Annotated in this window: 18 protein-coding genes; 10 read left to right on the top strand and 8 right to left on the bottom strand. The window is 58.7% G+C overall.

Features of this window, described 5'->3' with window-relative positions; translation table 11 throughout:
• Positions 1-165 precede the first annotated feature (165 nt).
• Positions 166-1596 carry a mannose-1-phosphate guanylyltransferase/mannose-6-phosphate isomerase gene (locus G6L97_RS16235; protein ID WP_025595636.1) on the top strand — a complete coding sequence of 477 codons (1431 nt, stop codon included), beginning with the start codon at positions 166-168 and terminating at the stop codon, positions 1594-1596.
• An 86-nt stretch (positions 1597-1682) separates the two neighbouring features.
• Here the strand turns inward: G6L97_RS16235 and G6L97_RS16230 are convergent, their stop codons facing one another.
• On the bottom strand, positions 1683-2381 hold the full coding sequence (locus G6L97_RS16230; protein WP_236759643.1) for a CPBP family intramembrane glutamic endopeptidase: 699 nt from the start codon (positions 2379-2381) through the stop codon (positions 1683-1685).
• 322 nt (positions 2382-2703) lie between these two features.
• Here G6L97_RS16230 and G6L97_RS16225 point away from each other — a divergent pair, with 322 nt between their 5' ends.
• From G6L97_RS16225 to G6L97_RS16200, 6 genes are all read left to right on the top strand, one after another.
• On the top strand, positions 2704-3936 hold the full coding sequence (locus G6L97_RS16225; RefSeq protein ID WP_026330684.1) for an ABC transporter substrate-binding protein: 1233 nt from the start codon (positions 2704-2706) through the stop codon (positions 3934-3936).
• Positions 3937-4077: 141 nt separating this feature from the next.
• Complete coding sequence (locus tag G6L97_RS16220; protein WP_003510951.1) at positions 4078-4980, top strand: carbohydrate ABC transporter permease; 903 nt, start codon at positions 4078-4080, stop codon at positions 4978-4980.
• Positions 4973-5914, top strand: coding sequence for a carbohydrate ABC transporter permease (locus G6L97_RS16215; RefSeq protein ID WP_003510950.1), 942 nt, complete (start codon positions 4973-4975; stop codon positions 5912-5914). Before G6L97_RS16220 ends, G6L97_RS16215 begins: the two co-directional genes overlap by 8 nt.
• 5 nt (positions 5915-5919) lie before the next feature.
• Positions 5920-7008: an ABC transporter ATP-binding protein gene (locus G6L97_RS16210; protein WP_003510949.1), complete on the top strand. Its 1089-nt coding sequence runs from the start codon at positions 5920-5922 to the stop codon at positions 7006-7008.
• A gap of 60 nt (positions 7009-7068) precedes the next feature.
• Positions 7069-7833, top strand: coding sequence for a sugar phosphate isomerase/epimerase family protein (locus tag G6L97_RS16205; protein WP_174003435.1), 765 nt, complete (start codon positions 7069-7071; stop codon positions 7831-7833).
• Between the two features lie 21 nt (positions 7834-7854).
• A complete protein-coding gene (locus tag G6L97_RS16200; RefSeq protein ID WP_174003432.1) occupies positions 7855-8988 on the top strand; it encodes a Gfo/Idh/MocA family protein in 1134 nt (377 codons plus the stop codon).
• 250 nt (positions 8989-9238) lie between these two features.
• On the opposite strand, the gene G6L97_RS16195 is transcribed toward G6L97_RS16200, so the two are convergent.
• Entirely contained in the window at positions 9239-9376 is a 138-nt protein-coding gene (locus tag G6L97_RS16195) for a hypothetical protein (RefSeq protein WP_174003429.1), read from the bottom strand.
• 225 nt (positions 9377-9601) lie between these two features.
• On the opposite strand from G6L97_RS16195, the gene queC reads away from it, so the two are divergent.
• From queC to queE, 3 genes are read left to right on the top strand one after another with little or no spacing between them, the layout of a single operon-like run.
• Positions 9602-10312, top strand: coding sequence for a 7-cyano-7-deazaguanine synthase QueC (gene queC / locus G6L97_RS16190; protein ID WP_035199463.1), 711 nt, complete (start codon positions 9602-9604; stop codon positions 10310-10312).
• The gene (gene queD / locus G6L97_RS16185) at positions 10312-10668 is read left to right on the top strand and encodes a 6-carboxytetrahydropterin synthase QueD (RefSeq protein ID WP_003510937.1); all 357 of its coding nucleotides are present in this window, start codon (positions 10312-10314) and stop codon (positions 10666-10668) included. Before queC ends, queD begins: the two co-directional genes overlap by 1 nt.
• On the top strand, positions 10665-11420 hold the full coding sequence (gene queE / locus G6L97_RS16180) for a 7-carboxy-7-deazaguanine synthase QueE (RefSeq protein ID WP_112175810.1): 756 nt from the start codon (positions 10665-10667) through the stop codon (positions 11418-11420). Before queD ends, queE begins: the two co-directional genes overlap by 4 nt.
• Before the next feature lie 102 nt (positions 11421-11522).
• On the opposite strand, the gene G6L97_RS16175 is transcribed toward queE, so the two are convergent.
• The 6 genes from G6L97_RS16175 to G6L97_RS16150 all read right to left on the bottom strand — a co-directional run bounded on the left by G6L97_RS16175 (position 11523) and on the right by G6L97_RS16150 (position 17594).
• Positions 11523-12572 (bottom strand): Gfo/Idh/MocA family protein, encoded by a 1050-nt coding sequence (locus tag G6L97_RS16175; RefSeq protein WP_003510934.1) that lies wholly within the window; start codon positions 12570-12572, stop codon positions 11523-11525.
• A 6-nt stretch (positions 12573-12578) separates the two neighbouring features.
• Positions 12579-13364 (bottom strand): ThuA domain-containing protein, encoded by a 786-nt coding sequence (locus tag G6L97_RS16170; protein WP_003510932.1) that lies wholly within the window; start codon positions 13362-13364, stop codon positions 12579-12581.
• A gap of 56 nt (positions 13365-13420) precedes the next feature.
• The gene (locus G6L97_RS16165) at positions 13421-14449 is read right to left on the bottom strand and encodes an ABC transporter ATP-binding protein (protein ID WP_013761592.1); all 1029 of its coding nucleotides are present in this window, start codon (positions 14447-14449) and stop codon (positions 13421-13423) included.
• A 10-nt stretch (positions 14450-14459) separates the two neighbouring features.
• The gene (locus tag G6L97_RS16160; RefSeq protein WP_003510927.1) at positions 14460-15293 is read right to left on the bottom strand and encodes a carbohydrate ABC transporter permease; all 834 of its coding nucleotides are present in this window, start codon (positions 15291-15293) and stop codon (positions 14460-14462) included.
• Positions 15290-16264 carry a carbohydrate ABC transporter permease gene (locus G6L97_RS16155; RefSeq protein ID WP_003510926.1) on the bottom strand — a complete coding sequence of 325 codons (975 nt, stop codon included), beginning with the start codon at positions 16262-16264 and terminating at the stop codon, positions 15290-15292. Before G6L97_RS16155 ends, G6L97_RS16160 begins: the two co-directional genes overlap by 4 nt.
• Positions 16265-16328: 64 nt before the next feature.
• Positions 16329-17594 carry an ABC transporter substrate-binding protein gene (locus G6L97_RS16150; protein ID WP_111789780.1) on the bottom strand — a complete coding sequence of 422 codons (1266 nt, stop codon included), beginning with the start codon at positions 17592-17594 and terminating at the stop codon, positions 16329-16331.
• Positions 17595-17679 lie beyond the last annotated feature (85 nt).

The following is a 17679-nucleotide window of genomic DNA, read 5'->3' as shown; positions in this document are numbered from 1 at the left end:
CCCTGTGGGTTGCGTTAGCAAAACGGGTCCGACATTCACCAAGCTTTCACAAGGCGAACTTATGAGCTTGCGCTTATCCGCCCGTGAATCGATGATGGCAGCATTGGTAAATATGTATATTGTCCGGCCCGCCGGGAATTTTTTAAAGTTGGAAAGGTTTTTATTGTGACGGAACAATCTCGAAAGATCACGCCGGTTCTTCTTGCTGGTGGGGCGGGATCACGGCTTTGGCCGGTATCGCGCGATCAGTTGCCCAAGCAGTTCCAGCCGCTGGTCGGCAATCTTTCGACCTATCAGCAGACACTGACGCGCGTGGCCGACAAGGCGCTTTATGCCGAGCCGCTGGTGATCACCAACGAGGATTTCCGCTTCTTCGCCCGCCGTCAGGCTGAGGAGATCGATCTTCCGGCGACGGTGGTTCTCGAACCCGCGCGCCGCGACAGTGCCGCCGCCATGGCCGCTGCCGCCGTGCTGGCCGAGCGCCGGGAGCCGGGATGCCTCGTGCTGGCGCTCGCCGCCGACCATGTGGTGCTGGATGCCGACAAATTTTCAGAGTCCGTGAGGCTTGGCGCCAAGGCCGCCGATCAGGGCAATATCGTCGTTTTCGGTCTGGTGCCAACCGAGCCGCGCACCTCTTACGGCTACATCAAGCCTGGTGAAGCAATTGATGGTGAGGCTGACCTGAGCATCGTCGAGGCATTCGTGGAAAAACCGGATGTGAAGACGGCAATCTCCTATCTGGAGAAGGGTTATCTCTGGAACTCCGGCAACTTCCTGTTTCGTTCCGACGTGATGATTGCCGAACTCAAGGCATTCGCGCCGGAGATTCTTGCGGCAGTAACGCAGTCGGTCGAACAATATGAAAGCGACCTTGGCTTCGTGCGCCTGCATCAGGCGAGCTTCGAAGCCTCGCCGAAAAACTCCATCGACTATGCGGTGATCGAGAAGACCAAGCGCATGGCGGTGGTGCACGGCCATTTCCGCTGGTCGGATATTGGCAGCTGGGACGCGATCTGGGAAATCGCCGACAAGCACGGCAACGACAATGCGCTCGAGGGCGACGGCGTCTTCATCGATTCCGAGGGCTGCCTGATCCATTCCACGCAATTGCTGACGACCGTGGTGGGGGCAAAGGATCTGGTGGTGGTGGCTACCAAGGATGCGGTTCTGGTGGTGCCGAAAAACCGGGTGCAGGACGTGAAGGGCCTGGTGGAGACACTGAAGGATGGCGAACACGCGCCGCGGACGCAAGCGCACAGGCGAGTGTATCGTCCATGGGGTTACATCGAACATATGTATGTGGACGAGCGCTACCGCGTGGGCCACATCACGGTTGATCCTGGCCACCGCATCTCGTTCCAGAAACACTATCACCGCTCGGAGCACTGGATCATCGTCAAGGGCACCGCAACGGTAACGATTGGCGACGAAACCCGGCTGCTGACGGAAAACCAGTCCGTCTATATCCCGATTGGCCAACCGCACCGGCTTGCCAATGAGGGGCAGATTCCGCTTGAGTTGGTCGAAATCCAGACCGGCGCCTATCTTGGCGAAGACGACGTCATCCGCATCGAGGATGATTATAAGAGGCATTAGGACTGCTGCCCGCACCGAAGCGGCATTTTATCCCGGCCGGCGAGGCCGGGATGATAAATCTCTGACTTACCTGTCGGTTCGACGGGTCAGGAGACAGTTGCATTCACGCAGTGGGCGAAAGCGTGGGAAAGCATCGCTGCTTCCAGCCCGCGACGCCAGAACAGCCACCCGAACATCAGTCCGGGGATAAAATTGCCGAGCATGACACTGACAATCAGCAATGGTTGCGGATGAACGGTAATGGCAAACAGAAAGGGCAGGTGGCCCACGGCAAAAAGGGCCGCTGCGATGACAATGGCAGTCCACAGCATGACCGGCTGGACTTGCCCCTTGCCCACTATTCGCCAGAGCACCCATGCGAATAATGCCATCAAGCCCCATCGGGTCAGCAGCTCCTCCGTTATGCCACCATAGAGAAGCCGGGTGACAAGTGGGACTTCAAACGCCGCCATTTTTTCCATGGTTGCCGTATCGGTGAAGGCAGGCAGGATCACAGACGAATAAGCGATCATCAACAGGCCGACGAGAAGACCTGTCAGCAAAGCTGCTGGGGCTTGCCTGCGCAAGACTGGCCCGAACCCGGTCCCTTTCAGCCAGACATCTATCAGCGGAGTGCCGAGCCCGAGTTTGCCGGCGAGCGCTTGACCCGTCGCCACCGCAGCAATGATCAGGACTGCCGGCTGGACGAGCATCACAACCCGTATCGTGAAGGAAAGATCCTGTCCCGACGCCAGCCGTTCGAACGGTGCGAGCAAAAGCGATAACACGCCCGCCAGACCGATCATCAAAAGAATGTGCCAACGTTTCACGATCGCTCACCTTATGTTTGCCCGTCCATGCGGGCTTGGCACTCTGTGCGCAGGAACCGACGCCAAAGTCGGAAGACTATGAAGATACTACGTTGCCTGCAGATTACCGCTGCGCAGTCTTTGTCGTGCCATTCGGCATCCTTCCAATTTCCCAATCTTCTTTCTCAACAAAATCTAGCCGTTCGGCACGTTTGTATCGGCTCGAAACAGCGCGGCGAGATTCATTTTTTAGGCGGTTGCCTAATCAAAAATCTTCGCTTACGTTCCAACTGCAACGTTTCAGTGAGGGAGGAGACTCATGCGAATGCGCTTTATTTCTGCGGCCTTTTTGGCCAGTGTTATGATTCCGGCGGGTGTCGCTGGGGCTACCGATCTTGAAGTTACCCATTGGTGGACATCGGGCGGTGAAGCCGCTGCCGTTGCCGAACTTGCCAAGGCTTTTGATGCCACCGGCAACAAGTGGGTGGACGGCGCTATTGCCGGTTCGGGCGGCACCGCCCGGCCGATCATGATCAGCCGTATCACCGGCGGCGACCCGATGGGTGCCACCCAGTTCAACCATGGCAGACAGGCGGAAGAGCTGGTGCAGGCCGGCCTGATGCGCGACCTGACCGATGTTGCCGAAAAGGGCAAGTGGAAAGACGTCATAAAGCCGGCAAGCCTGCTCGACAGTTGCACCATCGACGGCAAGATCTATTGCGCGCCGGTCAACATCCATTCCTGGCAATGGCTGTGGCTTTCCAACGAAGCGTTCAAGAAAGCGGGCGTCGAAGTTCCCAAGAACTGGACTGAATTTGCTGCCGCAGCACCGGCACTGAAAAAAGCCGGCATCCAGCCGCTCGCGCTCGGCGGTCAGGCATGGCAGGCCAATGGCCTGTTCGACACGTTGACGCTTTCGATCGGCGGCAAGGATCTTTATCAGAAGGTCTATGGCGACAAGGATGCCGAAGCAGCGGCCGGTCCCGACATGGCCAAGATTTTTGCGGCCGCCGTCGAGGCGCGCGACATGGCCAAGGGCACCAATGTTCAGGACTGGAACCAGGCCACCAACATGGTCATAACAGGCAAGGCCGGCGGCCAGATCATGGGTGACTGGGCGCAGGGCGAGTTCCAGCTTGCCAACCAGAAGGCGGGTACCGACTACACTTGCCTGCCGGGTCTCGGCCTTAACGACTATCTCACCACCGGCGGCGACGCCTTTTATTTCCCGCTGCTGAAGGATGAAGCAAAATCCAAGGCGCAGGACGTTCTGGCCGCAACCATCGTCGATCCTAAAACGCAGGTGGCTTTCAACCTTAAGAAAGGCTCGCTGCCGATTCGTGGCGACGTCGACCTCAATGCGGCCAATGACTGCATGAAGAAGGGTCTGGAAATTCTGGCCAAGGGCAATGCGCTGACCAGCACAGACCAGCTGATTTCTGCTGATACGCAGAAGCAGAAAGAAGACCTGATGGCAGAGTTTTTTGCCAGCGCGATGACTGCAGAAGATGCACAGAAGCGCTTCGCCGGCATCATCGGTTCCGCTGACTAACCGCAACCTCTTGTGCGGCGGGTGGCATCCATCCGCCGCAAGCTCCCTGCGGGATGCGTAAACGCGCAAGCCCGGAGGATTGGGGCAAGGTCTTTGAGACCTTGCCTGGCTATCAACGGCAACGTTACAGGAGGGTCATCCATGGCGGGTCTAGCGCGCTCCGGCCGCCCCAACCAGCTTTTCCGCAATCTCAATTCTAAGATTGCTTCCATTCCCATGATATTGACCGCCGTCGTGATTTTTCTCGGCGGAACGGTCTGGACGGTGATTTATTCATTCACCAATTCCAAGCTTCTGCCACGTGCAAGCTTCATCGGTTTCGACCAGTATGAGCGGTTGTGGGCCGCGCCGCGCTGGATCATTTCCATCCAGAATCTGGCGATCTACGGCATTCTGTCACTGATCTTCAGTCTGGTGATCGGCTTCGTGCTGGCGGCGCTGATGGATCAGAAGATCCGTTTCGAGAACACCTTCCGCACCATCTTCCTTTATCCCTTTGCTCTGTCGTTCATCGTAACCGGCCTTGTCTGGCAATGGCTGTTGAACCCGGAATTCGGCATTCAGTCCGTGGTCCGCTCGATGGGGTGGGAAAGCTTCACCTTCGACCCGCTTTATAATTCCGAGATCGTTATCTACGGCATCCTGATCGCGGCGCTCTGGCAGGGCACGGGGCTCGTCATGTGCCTGATGCTGGCCGGTCTTCGCGGCATAGACGAGGATATCTGGAAGGCGACGCGCGTCGACGGCATTCCGATGTGGAAGACCTATATCCTCATCATCATTCCCATGATGCGGCCGGTCTTCATCACCACGCTCGTCATTATCGCGAGCGGCATCGTCAAGGTGTACGATCTGGTGGTGGCGCAGACCAGTGGCGGACCGGGCATCGCATCCGAAGTGCCGGCGAAATATGTCTATGACTACATGTTCCAGGCGCAGAATCTGGGGCAGGGCTTTGCCGCCTCCACCATGATGCTTCTAACCGTCGCCATTATCGTCATTCCATGGGCGTACCTCGAATTCGGAGGCAAGAAGCGTGGCTAATATCAGCACATTGAACACGGTCGCCGCCGCAACCGATGCGGTTGCCACGGACCTTTCCGGTCCCCGCGGCAAGAAGCCGAAAAAAACGTTTTCCCGCCGCAACATCATTCTCTATGGCACGCTGTTTGTCGCTGCCGCCTATTACCTGCTGCCGCTTTACGTGATGGTCGTCACCTCTCTGAAGGGCATGCCGGAAATACGGCTCGGCAACATTTTCGCGCCACCGGTGGAAATCACCTTCGAACCCTGGGTGAAAGCCTGGGCGAATGCCTGCACCGGGCTGAACTGCGACGGGCTTTCACGCGGCTTCTGGAACTCGGTACGCATCCTCATACCGTCGGTCGTCATCTCGATCATCGTGGCTTCCGTCAGCGGTTACGCCATCGCGAACTGGAAGTTCAAGGGTTCGGAACTGTTCTTCTCGATCCTCATCATCGGCGCCTTCATCCCCTATCAGGTAATGATCTACCCGATCGTCATCGTGCTGCGCGAATTGGGCATTTATGGCACGCTGACCGGCCTCGTGATCGTGCACACGATTTTTGGCATGCCGATCCTGACGCTGCTCTTCCGCAACTATTTCGCGTCGCTGCCGGAGGAACTGTTCAAGGCGGCACGTATTGATGGCGCCAATTTCTGGCAGATCTATTTTCGCATCATGCTGCCCATGTCGCTGCCGATCTTCGTCGTGGCGATGATCCTGCAGGTCACCGGCATCTGGAACGACTTCCTGTTCGGCGTCGTGTTCACGCGGCCGGAATATTACCCGATGACAGTGCAGCTCAATAATATCGTCAACTCCGTGCAGGGCGTGAAGGAATACAACGTCAACATGGCCGCAACCCTTCTCACCGGGGCCGTGCCTTTGATCGTTTATTTCGTTTCCGGCAGGCTTTTCGTCCGTGGCATCGCCGCAGGCGCAGTAAAAGGTTGAGTTATATGAACAAAAGCGTTTCCATTCGCGATCTTTCCCTGTCCTTCGGTGCCGTTACTGTCCTGAAAGACCTCAATCTCGATATTTACGACGGCGAGTTCCTCGTGCTGCTCGGCTCTTCCGGCTGCGGCAAGTCGACACTTCTCAATTGCATTGCGGGCCTTCTGGAGCCAACCGACGGGCAAATCTTCATCAAGGACCGCAACGTTACCTGGGAGGAGCCGAAGGATCGTGGCATCGGCATGGTGTTCCAGTCCTATGCGCTTTATCCGCAGATGACGGTGGAGAAGAACCTCTCCTTCGGCCTTCAGGTGGCCAAGGTTCCGAAAGAGGAAATCGACCGGCGCGTCAAAAGGGCGGCGGGCATATTGCAGATCGAACCACTCCTGAAGCGCAAGCCCGCCGAGCTTTCCGGCGGCCAGCGCCAGCGCGTGGCGATCGGCCGGGCGCTGGTGCGCGATGTGGATGTGTTCCTGTTCGATGAACCGCTTTCCAACCTCGATGCCAAGCTGCGCTCGGAACTGCGCGTCGAGATCAAACGGCTGCACCAGGCGCTGAAAAACACCATGATCTACGTGACACACGATCAGATCGAGGCGCTGACGCTGGCTGATCGTATCGCCATCATGAAAAGCGGCGTCATCCAGCAGCTGGCCGATCCCGTCACCATCTACAACAAGCCAAGGAACCTCTTCGTCGCGGGCTTCATCGGTTCGCCCTCGATGAATTTCCTGCGTGGCGAATTGATCGAGAAGGACGGCAAGGTGGTCTTCACCACCAACGGCGTCACCTTCTCACTGGATGGTTATCAGCCGGAGGCGCCGCTTGTAGCCGGTCGTGCCGTGGTTCTCGGTGTGCGTCCCGAACATGTGCGCGTCGATGCCGACATCGTCAGCGGCGAGGTGCATGAGGCGATCGTTGACATCGAGGAGCCGATGGGCGCCGACAATCTGATCTGGCTCAAACATGCCGGTCATACCTTGTCAGTGCGCGTTGGCGGCCACAGGCGGTTTGCGCCGGGCACCCGGGTTCGCCTCGGCCTAGACCTCACCATGGCCTCGCTGTTCGACGCACAGAGCGAAGAGCGGCTTTAGGAAGGGCCCCGTTTTACCCCCAACACCATCCCAAGCACCCACATCTCTATGGAGGAGATAATGACAGAACTCGGTTTCCAGCTTTACAGCGCCCGCAATTTCCAACCGTTTTCCAATATTTTGAAGAAGCTTTCGGCGGCTGGTTACAAACAGGTCGAAGGTTACGGCGCCATGTACGCCTCGCTTGATGACGCTGGGTTGAACAGCCTGCGCTCCGAACTCGATGCCAATGGTCTTGCCATGCCGACCGGCCATTTCGGCCTTGACCTTCTCGAGGGTGATCCGAAAAAGGCTCTGAACATCGCCAAGGTTCTGGGCGCGGAAGCGATTTATTGCCCTTACCTGATGCCCGACCAGCGCCCGGCGGACGCGGCTGGTTGGTTCACCTTCGGCAAGCGCCTGCAGGAAGCGGGTAAACCATTCGTGGATGCCGGGCTGACCTTCGGCTGGCACAACCACGATTTCGAGTTCAAGGTGCTCCCGGACGGCTCCACCCCGCAGGAGCAGATTTTTGCCGGCGGACCGGACCTGAAATGGGAGGCGGATATCGCCTGGATTATCAGAGGCAATGCCGATCCGCTCGCCTGGATCGAAAGCTACGGCGAGCGCATCACCGCCGTGCACGTGAAGGACATCGCACCATCAGGCGAAAATACGGATGAGGACGGCTGGGCGGATGTCGGCCACGGCACGGTGGACTGGAAGGCCCTCGTGGCAGCACTGAGGGCAAAATCCGCCACGAAACATTTCGTGGTCGAACACGACAATCCCAAGGATATCGATCGGCTGATCACTCGCTCCATCGCATCTTTCAAAACCTATTGAGCATCAATCCGGAGTTTCATCATGCAAAGGGAACTGGGCGTCGGCATCATCGGGTGCGGCAACATCTCGTCTGCTTACTTTTCGCTGGCACCGCTCTTCAAGGGCATCAAGGTGCTGGCCTGCGCCGACCTTAACCGCAATGCGGCGGAACTGAGGGCAGAAGAATTTGGCGTCACGGCGCAGTCGATCGAGGAACTCCTCGCCAACAAGGACATCGACGTGGTGGTGAACCTCACTATTCCCGCCGCGCATTTTCTCGTGTCGAAAGCGGCACTCGAGGCGGGTAAACACGTCTATTCGGAAAAGCCGCTGGTGCTTTCGCTGGAGGAAGGCGAGGAGTTGCGGCGCATCGCCCGCGAGAAGAACCTTTTCGTTGGCTGCGCGCCTGATACTTTCCTTGGCGGCGCGCATCAGCTTGCCCGGCAATATATCGACGAGGGCAAGGTCGGGCGCATCACCTCCGGCACCTGCCATGTGATGAGCCCCGGCATGGAGATGTGGCACCCCAATCCGGGCTTCTTCTTCCTGAAGGGGGGCGGGCCGATCCTCGATCTTGGCCCCTATTATGTGGCGAACCTCATCAACCTCATCGGCCCGGTCAAGCGCGTTGGCGCACTGACATCAATGGCCAACCCCACCCGAACGGTGACCAGCCAGCCGCTGAACGGCGAGATCATCCCGGTAGAAACGCCAACCAACATCCATGCGCTTCTGGAATTCGTGAACGGAGCAACGATCACACTTTCGGCCAGCTGGGATGTGTGGTCGCATCGCCACGCCAATATGGAACTTTACGGTACGGAAGGATCGATATACGTGCCGGACCCCAACTTCTTCGGCGGTGTGGTGGAGGCGAGCGGACGCGACAAAAATATCCAGCCGCTGGAAGACTGGGCGCATCCCTTCGGCATTGCCAACCAGGAAAGCCCGAATGGCCCGCGCGCCAATTATCGCACGGCAGGCCTGGCCGATATGGCGATTGCTATCCTTGAAGGCCGCGATGCCCGCTGCTCGCTGGATCGCTCCCTGCACGGTATCGACGTGATGACCTCCATCCTCAAATCCGGGGAAGAAGGCCGCTTCATCGAGATGACCACAACCTGCACGCAGCCGGCAGCACTCGGCATCGAGGAGGCGCAGGCGCTGCTGCGCTAAGCCCGGTTTATCGAAAAAAAGAGCCCGGCGCACTGCCGTTTTGCCGGGCTCCTTCCGCTCCGCCGCATCATGGGCGAGCTTCGTGTCTCAAAAGCCGATGAAAAAACCAAGCCAGCGTGCGACGGTCGTGACCATCCAGATCAGGAAGACGAACGGGGCGATCCCTATCGTGGCGACGAGCGTCGCGGAGGCTATGAAAAGTAAGACTGCAAGATTGCGCCTGAGCCCTGGGCGTCTGTTGCCGAGTGCCTTATCCATGACGCACGGTGGCCATCAGCCCACGAACGGTAAGGGTGACATAAAGCGTGCCTGCCAACGCCATCAAAATGCCGGAGCCGATGGAGCTGAGATCGCTTAGCGAAAAGAGGAACATAGAACCGGCCGCCATCGGCAACACCCTTCAAGAACTGCAACGTTCAGTCCGTTCTAGATCAAGCCGGTTTCCCGCTTATGTCGCGATTGTTTCGTCTTGTTGCTGCGGCGGGGCAATTTCGTGGATTGCGCGGAATTTCCGCTATTTCCGCAAAGCCCTTCACAATCGCTTCGCTTTGGTTTAAAGCCGCCCCCGTAATCCGGTCGCAGCCCACCCGGTCAAAACAAGGGATCCCAACGTATGAAAACCATCGTCATCTGCTCCGGCGGATTGGACTCCGTTTCGCTTGCGCACAAAATCGCGGCGGAACATGAACTTCTCGCTCTTGTCTCCTTCGATTACGGCCAGCGCCACAAGAAGGAGCTGGATTTCGCAGCCGACTGCGCAAAACGTCTCGGCGTGCCGCATCATGTCATCGACATCACAACCATCGGCGCGCACCTCACCGGTTCCGCGCTGACGGACGATATCGAAGTGCCGGACGGACATTATGCGGAAGAGACAATGCGCTCCACGGTTGTCCCGAACCGCAACGCCATCATGCTGACCATAGCCTTCGGCCTTGCCGCCGCCCAGCAGGCGGATGCGGTGGCGATCGCCGTGCATGGCGGCGACCATTTCATCTATCCCGATTGCCGGCCGGGCTTCATCGACAGCTTTAATGCCATGCAGGCGCATGCGCTGGAAGGCTACGCAGACGTCACCTTGTTTGCGCCCTATGTCACCGTCTCCAAAGCGGCGATTGTGACTGACGCGGTCAAATACGGGACCCCATTTGGCGAAACCTGGTCCTGTTACAAGGGCGGCTCTCGCCATTGTGGCCGTTGCGGCACCTGCGTGGAGCGGCGCGAGGCCTTCCATCTGGCAGGTGTTACCGACCCGACGGACTATGAGGACCCGGATTTCTGGGTGGCGGCCACCCATGCTTATGCGGCACAGGAGGTGCGTTGATGTTTCGCATCACCAAGGAGTTCCATTTCTCCGCCTCTCACCAGCTGAAAAGCCTGCCCGCCGACCATCAGTGCGCCCGCCTGCACGGGCATAATTACATCGTTGAGGTCGAACTATCAGGCGAAGAGCTGAACGAGCACGGTTTCGTGCGTGATTACCACGAACTCGCGCCGCTTAAGCGCTACATCGACGATCATTTCGATCATCGCCACCTGAACGACGTTCTCGGCCATGACCGGGTCACCGCGGAATGTCTGGCGAAGCACTTTTACGATTGGTGCAAGACGAGCCTGCCGGAAACCAGCGCCGTGCGAGTGAGCGAAACCGCCAAGACCTGGGCGGAATACCGGCCATGACGGCGGCTGCACAGAAAGTTGCAGCGAAGGAAACAGCGATCCGCATCAGCGAAATCTTCGGCCCGACCATTCAGGGCGAGGGTTTGCTGATTGGTCTGCCTACCGTTTTCGTTCGCACTGGCGGCTGCGATTACCGCTGCTCCTGGTGCGATACGCTGCATGCCGTCGACAGCGAGTATCGCGACACATGGAAACCGATGTCCGTCGAGGTGATCTGGCAGGAGGTGCGACGGCTTTCCGGCGGTGTGCCGCTGACGGTGTCGCTTTCGGGCGGCAATCCCGCCATCCAGCCCCTTGGGCAACTAATCGCGAAGGGGCAGGGCGAGGGCTATAGGTTCGCGCTGGAAACGCAGGGCAGCATCGCAAAAGACTGGTTTGGCGATCTCGATCATCTGGTGCTGAGCCCGAAGCCACCATCGAGCGGCATGGAAACCGACTGGCGGGCCTTTGAAGACTGTCTTGCCGCCGCCGGCGATGGACCGCAGGTGGCGCTGAAGATCGTGGTGTTTGACGATGCGGACTATGCTTATGCCAAGGCTGCATCAGCCCGTTTCCCGCATTTGCCGATTTACCTCCAGCCCGGCAACCACACCCCGCCGCCGCCGGATGACGACGACGCGCGTGTGGATATCGATGGAATCATGGATCGCATGTTGTGGTTGGTGGACAAGGTCAGCGAAGACCGTTGGTTTTCCGCCCGGGTGCTACCGCAGTTGCATGTGCTCTTGTGGGGGAATAGGCGAGGCGTTTGAGGTAGTACCTCCGTCATGCCGGGCTAGATTCGGGGTGACGGGAGATAATAGTACACGCTGCAGTATTGGAAGCGGCGGCTTACGCCGCCGCGCCCTTGCAATTCAAGCCGAGACGGCCAGCTCCCGCCGTTCGCGGTCGGCGATGATCGAGAGATCAAGCACCTTCTGCAAATTCGCGGCGTGGCGGAAGTCCGGATCAGCAATGCCACCTTCCATGACGGCCTTGGCGAATTTTTCGTAATTCGTCGGCACCGGGTCGACATCGATTGTCTTCCAGATCGCCTTTTCCACATCGTCGCCGATGCAGGCTCGCAGGCTGGAATAGTCAGGCGTGTGGATCACCTCCAGCGCACCCTTGTCGCCGTGGATGCGCAGGCGCAGTTCGTTGAGATGGCCCGTTGCCCAGCGGCTGGCGTGAATGACGCCCATGGCGCCGTTTTCTAACTCGGCGGTCATGGTGAAGCTGTCATTGGCGTCGAGATCGTAGGCGCCGATCTTGTTGCCTTCATATTTGTCGAAGGTCTTCAGGCGCGTGAAGATGCGCTCCACATCGCTGCCCGCGCCATAGGAGGCGAAGTCGAGAATGTGGATGCCGACATCACCCAGAACACCGTTTGAGCCGTGCTTGGTGGAAAGCCGCCACAGCCACTTGCTCTCCGTCATCCAGTCGCCCCAGGCCTTGGAAACGAGCCAGCTCTGGAGATAGGAGGCTTCCAGATGGCGCACCTTGCCGATCTTGCCGGCCAGCACCATTTCGCGTGCCGCCTGCAAGGGGGCGACATTGCGATAAGTGAGGTTGACCATGGCAACAAGGCCCGCTTTTTCTGCGGCATCGGCCATTTCGGCGGCCTTGGCGTAGTTTTCCGCCAGCGGTTTTTCGCAGAAAACATGTTTGCCCGCCGCCAGAAGCTTGAGGCTGGTCGGGTGGTGGATGGCATCCGGCGTGACGTTTGCCGCCGCGTCGAACTCGCCCCAGGCAATCGCGTCATCCAGCGAGGTAAAGGAGAGTGGAATGTTGTGGCGAAGCGCAAAGCCCCGCACAACCACATCATCCACATCCACCGCAGCCACCAGTTCGACGCCGGGGATTTGCGAGAAATATGTGGCATGGTTGTTGGCCATGCCGCCGGTTCCGAGAATGAGAAGTCTCATGGCTGTTTACCTGTAACCTGCTTCGCCTGCCTTGTGCAGCTTGGGGCCTCGTTCTTCGATAGGCTCCAGCGCCTTGTCGACGGGAACGTTGGGGGCGTCATGAATGCTTTTCAGTGCGCCGACCGGATTATAGGCCCATTTCACCGAATTGCTGATGACCTTCTGTACATTGGCGTCGTGATAGGTCGGATAAGTCTCGTGACCGGGGCGGAAATAGAAGATGTTGCCTGCGCCACGGCGCCAGGTGAGGCCAGAACGGAAGACTTCGCCGCCCTGGAACCAGGAGATGAACACGGTTTCCAGCGGCTCCGGCACGGAGAACTGCTCGCCATACATCTCTTCGTTTTCCAGCTCGAAATGCTCGGGCAGGCCGGCTGCAATCGGGTGACGCGGATTGATCGTCCACAGGCGTTCGCGTTCGCCCGCCTCACGCCATTTAAGCGCGCAGGGCGTGCCCATCAGTCGCTTGAAAGGCTTGGAGAAGTGGCCGGAATGCAGGACGATGAGGCCCATGCCTTCCCAGACACGCTTGGCAACGCGCTCGACGATTTCATCCTGAACCGCACCGTGGTCCTTGTGGCCCCACCAGACCAGAACGTCGGTCTTGTCCAGACGCTCCTGCGAAAGGCCGTGTTCCGGTTCCTGAAGCGTGGCGGTGGTGGCGCTGATCTCAGGGTTGGTATTCAGCGCATCGGCAATGGTGTTGTGCATACCATCAGGGTAGATCGAACGCACCGTCTCGTTGATGTGTTCGTGGATATTTTCGCCCCATACAACGGTGTTGATGGTCATTTTCTTGCTCCTTGGTGAAGGCCGGAAGCTTGGGTGATCCGGCGAAAGTTAACTGTTCAGGCGGCGCCGCGCACGGGATTGCGGGCAAGGGCCTGGCCCTGCGCGTCGAAGCGGTGGATCTGCGCCGCATCCGGCACGAGAACGATTTTTTCTCCCGGCTTGCGGTCGGTCACGCCTTCCTCACGAACGACGATGGGTTCGCCAGCACCAATCTCGACATAGATGTAGCTGTCCGATCCCAGCATTTCCGAATGGATGATTTCGCCGTTCCAGCCGGTCTCACCGGCACCGATCGCAAGGTGTTCGGGGCGGATGCCGATGGTCGCGGCACCTTCGACTTCCGCATATTTGCCGGCAAGGAAGTTCATCTTCGGCGAGCCGATGAAGCCGGCAACGAAGGTGTTGACTGGGCTTTCGTAAAGCTCGAGCGGCGTGCCGATCTGTTCGACGCGGCCATCGCGCAGAACGCAGATGCGGTCGGCGAGCGTCATGGCTTCCACCTGATCATGGGTGACGTAGATCATCGTCGTGTCATGCATCTCCCGGTGCAGCTTGGCGATTTCGAGACGGGTTGCGACGCGCAGCGCCGCATCGAGGTTGGAGAGCGGTTCGTCGAACAGGAACACCTTCGGATCACGCACGATGGCACGGCCGATGGCGACACGCTGGCGCTGGCCGCCGGAAAGCTGCTTCGGCAGACGTTCCAGATAGGGCGTGAGCTGCAGCATTTCCGCTGCCGCCTCTACACGCTTGCGGCGCTGCTCCTTGTCGGCGCCTGAGAGTTTCATGCCGAAGGCCATGTTTTCGAATACGGTCATATGCGGATAAAGCGCATAGGACTGGAAGACCATGGCGACGCCACGCTTGGCGGGTGGCAGGCGGTTGACGGCTTCTCCGTCAAAGGAGAGCGTGCCGCCAGTGATTTCCTCGAGCCCGCAGATGAGGCGTAGCAGCGTGGACTTGCCGCAACCGGAAGGGCCGACGAAAACCATGAACTCGCCGGAGCGGATGTCCATGTCGATGCCCTTGATGACATCGAAGGCGCCGAAGGATTTGCGAAGATTGCGCAGTTGAATGGTGGTCATAAGTTTTCTCCTAGCCTTTGACGCCGCCGGCGGTGAGGCCGGAAATGATGCGTCGCTGGAAGATAAGAACGAGGACGACGAGCGGGGCGGTGACGATGACGGAGGCCGCCATGATCGTTCCCCAGGGGATTTCAAACTGCGAACCGCCCGAAAGAAGTGCGATGGCGACGGGCACCGTGCGCTGTTCGTTCGATGAGGTGAAGGTGAGCGCGAAGAGGAACTCGTTCCACGCCGCAATGAAGGCGAGGAGCCCTGTGGTGACGAGCGCCGGCCACATCAGCGGCATGAAGACCTGGGTGATGATGACCCATGGCGTTGCGCCATCGACGATTGCCGCTTCCTCGATTTCGATCGGCAGGTCGCGCATGAATGTCGTCAGCACCCAGACAGTGAAGGGCAGAGTGAAGATCATGTAGGAAAAGATCAGCGCGAGCGGCGTGTTGAAGATGCCAGCCCAGCGGATGAGTTCGAACAGGCCGGCGAGAACGGCGATCTGTGGAAACATCGAGACCGAGAGGATGGTGAGCAGAAGCAGCGAGCGGCCCCGGAAACGGACACGGGCCAGGGCATAGGACGCCGTTACCGCAAGGAACAGCGACAGTACGACGACTGAAGATGCAACGAACAGCGAATTGCCGAGATTGCGCAGGAACGTGCCGTTGCCGATGACGAAGTTGTAATTGGTCAGCGAGAATTCACGCGGCCAGTAGTTCACCTGGAACAGCGCTGAGCCGGATTTCAGGCTGGTCAGTATCGCGTAATAGAACGGGAATACCGAAATCACCATGATGACGGCGACCAGCGCATAAAAGGCGGTGGTTTTCAGGATGCTTGGCAGGGTCATCGCGAAGCTCCATCTGTGTTGACGCGCCCGAGCCACATATAAACGACTGTTATCGAGGCGATGATGAGGAACAGCATGGTGGAAGCGGCTGCGCCATAGGCGAACTTGTCGAAATCGAACAGGTTCTCACGCGCCAGCACCGACATCGTGCGGGTCTGGGCGTTATTCGGCGTCAGAATGTAGATGAGGTCGAAGACGCGCATCGCATCCAGCATACGGAAGATGACGGCAACCATGAGCGCTGGCCGGATCATTGGCAGGGTGACGCGGAAGAACACCTTGACGGGGTGGATACCGTCCACCTTCGCCGCCTCATACATGTCTTTCGGCACCATTTGCAGGCCGGCGAGAATGAGCAACGCCATGAAGGGCGTCGTCTTCCAGATATCGACAATAAGAACGGCGACCATTGCGGTGTCCGGATTGGCGGTCCATGCGATCTTGTGGGAGATCAGCCCGAGATTGAGGAACAGGTCGTTCAAGATACCGAACTGGTCGTTCAGCATCCACGCCCACATCTGCGCCGAAACGATGGTGGGAATGGCCCATGGAACGAGGATGGCGGCGCGCACGAGACCGCGTCCCTTGAATTCCGCGTTCAGCACCAGCGCAACGATAAGGCCGAGAACGGTTTCGAAGCTGACCGAAAGGATGGTGAATTTCAGCGTGTTCAGAACCGCGCCCCACCAGGCGGGATCAGCCAACAGGCCGCGATAGATGGTGCGGCCGCTGCTGAGCGTGATCCAGGTGAGGTAGTTCTTGAAGCCAACGAATTGTGCGCCGTCAAGATTGGTCAGCGACGCGTCGGTGAGGCTGAACCAGACGGTGCGTACCAGCGGCCAGCCGGCCACCATCGCAAGTACCAGAAACGTGGGGGCAAGGAACAGCCATGCGGATTTCAGGCGTTCCGACTGAAGGTCGGAGCCTGTGCCGGATGCCGCGGCCGGTCTTTGAAGGGCGGTATCGTTCATGGGGATATCTCGCAGTTGGGGTGTGGGAAACGCTCAGGCGAGACCGCTTCCCACACGGGCCGGATTACCAGCCGTTGCCTTTGAGATCGGTCAATTCGACTTCAAGGAGCTCAAGGTTTTCCGCCGCCGTGCCGTTGCCGGAGAGCGTGTTGTGCACGGCACCCCAGAATTTGGCCGAAACCTCGTTGTATTTCACCTTCGCCGAGGCAGAGGGGCGTGGAACGGCGGTCTGGAAAATCGGCTTCCATGTCGGCATGAAAGGCTGTGCGTCCGCGACATCCTTGTCGTCGTAAAGCGAGGCGATCGTGGGCATGTTGGAAAGCTGGATCGCACGCATCTTCTGGGTATCCTTCGATGCGAGGAACTTCACGAGCTGGATGGCAGCTTCCTGATCGTCGGAATATTTCGAAACGGCGAGGTTCCAGCCGCCGAGCGTTGAGGCGGGTGCCGCACCCTCTTCACCGGCCGGCAACGGCGTGACGCCGAATTTGCCCTTGATGGCGCTGTCGGCACCGTTTCCAAGCGCATATGCATAGGGCCAGTTGCGCATGAAGACAGAATTGCCGGTCTGCCAGACGCCGCGTGCTTCCTCTTCCTTGTAGGCAAGCACGCCCTGCGGCGCGATGGTGCCGACCCAGCCCTTGGCGGCTTCGATCGCGGCTGCGGCTTTCTCGTTGTTGATGGAGATGTCGCCGTTGGTCTCAACGATATGACCGCCACCGGCGGATGCAATCCATTCCAGCGCGTTGCAGGTCAGACCTTCATAGGCGCTGCCCTGGAAGACGAAGCCCCAGAGGTCCTTCTGCCCGTCTTCGCGTTCCTTGTCCTGAATTTCCTTGGCGGTCTCGCCCAGTTCCTTCCAGGTTTTCGGCGGCTGCTTGCCGTATTTTTCCAGAAGGTCCTTGCGGTAGAACAGAGCGGGTGCATCGGTGAACATCGGCATGGCGACGAGCTTGCCGTCCACGGTCTGTGACGCCACGATGGAGGGGAAATGATCGCCAATGACGTCCTTGGTTGCTTCGGTCAGATCCACGAATTGGTCGGAGAGCTGCGGCGCCCAGATCACGTCCGTCTGGTAGACGTCGACATCCTTGTTGCCCGCGGCAAGCCATAGCCTGTACTGGCTGAACTGCTCACTGGACGATGACGGCATGGTGACGAGATTGACCTTGTGGCCGGTCTCTTTTTCGAAGGCGGCGATCCGCTCCTTGAAAAATGCAATGTTCTTGCCGGTCGAGTTGGCGGCGATGGAAAGTTCGGCCGCCTGCGCGGAAACTGCCGCAGACAGCACGCTGCCACACAGCAACAAAGTCTTCATGGAAATATTCATTGTCAAACTCCTCCGTTGACGCTTCCAATCATCCTCAAAATTGAAAGCGCTTTTGACTGGTGTGAAGTTCGCAAAAGCCGACAAA

Origin of the sequence: Agrobacterium tumefaciens (genome assembly GCF_013318015.2) — a bacterium.
Lineage (GTDB): Bacteria > Pseudomonadota > Alphaproteobacteria > Rhizobiales > Rhizobiaceae > Agrobacterium > Agrobacterium tumefaciens.
This window is presented reverse-complemented; position numbering and strand designations above follow the sequence as displayed.

Excerpts from the sequence above, each read along its gene's own strand:
- G6L97_RS16230 (WP_236759643.1), bottom strand. The coding sequence starts at position 2,381 with ATGATCGGTCTGGCGGGCGTGTTATCGCTTTTGCTCGCACCGTTCGAA.
- G6L97_RS16225 (WP_026330684.1), top strand. The coding sequence starts at position 2,704 with ATGCGAATGCGCTTTATTTCTGCGGCCTTTTTGGCCAGTGTTATGATT.
- G6L97_RS16220 (WP_003510951.1), top strand. The coding sequence starts at position 4,078 with ATGGCGGGTCTAGCGCGCTCCGGCCGCCCCAACCAGCTTTTCCGCAAT.
- G6L97_RS16210 (WP_003510949.1), top strand. The coding sequence starts at position 5,920 with ATGAACAAAAGCGTTTCCATTCGCGATCTTTCCCTGTCCTTCGGTGCC.
- G6L97_RS16205 (WP_174003435.1), top strand. The coding sequence starts at position 7,069 with ATGACAGAACTCGGTTTCCAGCTTTACAGCGCCCGCAATTTCCAACCG.
- G6L97_RS16200 (WP_174003432.1), top strand. The coding sequence starts at position 7,855 with ATGCAAAGGGAACTGGGCGTCGGCATCATCGGGTGCGGCAACATCTCG.
- G6L97_RS16195 (WP_174003429.1), bottom strand. The coding sequence starts at position 9,376 with ATGGCGGCCGGTTCTATGTTCCTCTTTTCGCTAAGCGATCTCAGCTCC.
- queC (WP_035199463.1), top strand. The coding sequence starts at position 9,602 with ATGAAAACCATCGTCATCTGCTCCGGCGGATTGGACTCCGTTTCGCTT.
- queD (WP_003510937.1), top strand. The coding sequence starts at position 10,312 with ATGTTTCGCATCACCAAGGAGTTCCATTTCTCCGCCTCTCACCAGCTG.
- queE (WP_112175810.1), top strand. The coding sequence starts at position 10,665 with ATGACGGCGGCTGCACAGAAAGTTGCAGCGAAGGAAACAGCGATCCGC.
- G6L97_RS16175 (WP_003510934.1), bottom strand. The coding sequence starts at position 12,572 with ATGAGACTTCTCATTCTCGGAACCGGCGGCATGGCCAACAACCATGCC.
- G6L97_RS16170 (WP_003510932.1), bottom strand. The coding sequence starts at position 13,364 with ATGACCATCAACACCGTTGTATGGGGCGAAAATATCCACGAACACATC.
- G6L97_RS16165 (WP_013761592.1), bottom strand. The coding sequence starts at position 14,449 with ATGACCACCATTCAACTGCGCAATCTTCGCAAATCCTTCGGCGCCTTC.
- G6L97_RS16160 (WP_003510927.1), bottom strand. The coding sequence starts at position 15,293 with ATGACCCTGCCAAGCATCCTGAAAACCACCGCCTTTTATGCGCTGGTC.
- G6L97_RS16155 (WP_003510926.1), bottom strand. The coding sequence starts at position 16,264 with ATGAACGATACCGCCCTTCAAAGACCGGCCGCGGCATCCGGCACAGGC.
- G6L97_RS16150 (WP_111789780.1), bottom strand. The coding sequence starts at position 17,594 with ATGAATATTTCCATGAAGACTTTGTTGCTGTGTGGCAGCGTGCTGTCT.